Origin of the sequence: Colwellia sp. 6M3 (assembly GCF_014077595.1) — a bacterium.
Taxonomy (GTDB): Bacteria; Pseudomonadota; Gammaproteobacteria; order Enterobacterales; family Alteromonadaceae; genus Cognaticolwellia.
Window position 1 is genome coordinate 1 of sequence record NZ_JACGWF010000168.1, and the last position, 2,670, is coordinate 2,670.

The window sequence follows — 2,670 nt, forward strand, 5'->3', positions numbered from 1 at the left end:
CTTTGACTAAAGCAATGGCATCTAATTTAAATTCTTTTGAATATTTTTTACGTTTTGTCATTTTCGATCTCCAGTTAAGTTCATTATCTCTTAACTGGGGTAGTCGAATCTATTAAACCACGTCACCTTGTACTTGAAATATCGGGGGCAGAATTTTCTTATATTTATTAAACATTTCATTTCCCTTAGATAATGACTTTTTTGAAAATTTCTTTTTAAAAAAAATTTCCTCAATCCACTCTAAGGTGGGCAACAGCGTGTTAAAGAGAAACTCTGGGTTCTTATTTAATATAGCTTTGTTGTGTATCTTCGCTTGATCTAGATAATATTTTAATTTCATTACGGTTTCAGCTGAGTCTACCAAGTAGATTGAATCTGGTAGATCATTTTGAATTAGTGTGTTTTTACTTGCAATCCCAAGTTCATTTACCACTACATCGTTGTATTCAGTTAATATTTTTATTTTTGCGAGAGCTTCTTTTTTTCTGTTATTAATGGCAGTAGTAGCCTTGGTGAATTCGCTCTGGAATTGTTGCTTGTCCTTCTCGCTAATTCGGTATAGATTTTTATGAATGTCTTGCATGACCGCTCGCGTGATTAGTCCGGTATTATTCTTCCACTCTTCGTTGTATGGAGTTAAGTATGAATCGCGCTCTGTTGAATTTGTATGTGAGTTAAAGTTTAAAAGCTGGGTTGGGTCAAATAGGTCGCTGCCTGCATGTACTGCTGTGTTTTTTATTGCGCTAAGCCCGAAACAAGTTATGCTTCTAAATTTGTCCTCCCTTACTTTCTGCTCGATCTTTGATTCAGGAACATCATTGTTGCAAAAACTAGGTCCATTCTGCATTAATTTTTCTAGAGATATAGAGAACAAAGATGAGACACCCTTATCACTATGCTTTTTAAGTATTTTTTCGTTAATAGTAGACGTATTTAAAACCAAACTTAGTTCCGCTATTGCTCCATTATGAGATAGTCTAAGCTTACTTCTTTTAAAAGTGAGAATTTCATCAGGCTTACTCATTTTAGCGCTTCGTTCCGAAATAAAATTAAGTAAAGCCTCTCTTCTATCCGTATTTGGACCTATAGTTTCCGTGATATGATAATCGCTGGCTCTGCCTTTAAAGTATTCACTTTCAATGTGGCTAATGTATCCATTTGATCTTCGTAAAAACTTAAAGTCACTATAGCGCAGCTTAAGTATGTCGCTTCCTTGAACTCGTAATGACGCCATTATAAATTGAAAAAGAAGATGTTCGCCTTCTGTTGTAGGGCAAACGTTATCGTTTGGATTTTTTGAGTATGAAAACATTTCAAATATAATTTTTTCTGTGAATAAAAATGATTTTCCAGTACTTAATTGTACTTTATTACCCTTCGTTTGATATATTTCTTCATTCTTGAAAAATTCATCGGTTACCACTTTTACAAACGAACTATTTGTGAATGATAAAAGGACTAATTCCATTGCGTTTTTTAGTTCTTCGGAGGGATTTGTAGCTTGGTGATATGCTTTTCTCAACGTATTGAGAATCTTACACTTCATTCTTATTAAGTATGCTTTGTAGTCATTCGTATTTAAATCAGACTTTTCTTTGCTGATAATCATGAATTCATTACGGAGTAATGAATTGTTTCCTCTAAAAAATTCAATAAGTATGTGCTTGCTCCTTTGAATCTCTAAAAGAGCGGTATCCGTTGTAATGTTAAACGAATTAATAAGTAATTTCGGAGAGCCTAATCGTGCATAGCGATCAGCGCCAATCCCTATGTCATCTCGTCTAAGCCAAGTGTGTTGAGAAAGCCAATTAGTTAATGTATACGATTCATTATCATCATCAGGAGCTATTTTTGTCTCGCTTAAGGTAATTAGGTACTCTATTTTTATGTCATCAATGAGTGCTGTGAATGAAGGTTCTCTGAGGCACCTCGTTAAGTATGATTTAAGATCTTTAAGCCCAGTTGATTGTGTTTTACAGCCGTCATCCACGCGTTGAGCTTCGTATAGTTTAAATATTTTAGCTTTGTTTTCCTTTTGTAAGTCAAAGCAATGTAGGAATGCTAGAAAAGTTAGACTTTGCTGTCTAAAAAGTTGTTCTCTAGATTTGTACATTTGATCCGTACTGAACAAGTAATTGACATACATAAACGCTTGGAATATTACGCTTTTATAAGGACATTCAGTGTCTGTAAGTTCCAATCGCTTTCTATTTGATAAAAGGTAAGTGGTGGCTTTGATATCAAAAGGTACATGCGTAACTTTTTTGTTTGAATTGAACTCTTGTAGAGACAACTCTTCAGTAGTTAATCCCATTGCTCACTCCTATTTTGGCCCATTACATTAAGTTCAAAGGCTTCTTTATAATTGCAAGAACGAATGTAATTCGCGGTGGTGGCAGGGGCATATCTTTGATTTATGGTATGCCCTAATAGTTTTGCAACTGCTAAGTATACGAGGGAGGTTGATGTAACATTCTCTGTTAGTATGTTATTTTCCTTAGCTATGTCGTAAAATTTGTCTGTTCCAAAGGTATGTCTCAAGCGTGAGCGTCCGCCAAAAGGCACCTAACATTTAAACCAGCCAAACAGTAAGCTTTCCTAAAATTAATTAGGGATCAGCATATGCAATTAGCTACACAACAAAAATGGACTGCTTTTATTGAGCAGCAA

Annotated in this window: 1 protein-coding gene; it reads right to left on the reverse strand. The window is 34.8% G+C overall.

What is annotated here, in order from left to right; genetic code table 11:
- Nucleotides 1-112 precede the first annotated feature (112 nt).
- On the reverse strand, nucleotides 113-2,314 hold the full coding sequence (locus tag H4J50_RS18700; protein ID WP_182257667.1) for a hypothetical protein: 2,202 nt from the start codon (nucleotides 2,312-2,314) through the stop codon (nucleotides 113-115).
- Nucleotides 2,315-2,670: the final 356 nt, after the last annotated feature.

What these genes read in the sequence shown, in the direction of transcription:
- H4J50_RS18700 (WP_182257667.1), bottom strand. Translation starts at nt 2,314, where the DNA reads ATGGGATTAACTACTGAAGAGTTGTCTCTACAAGAGTTCAATTCAAAC.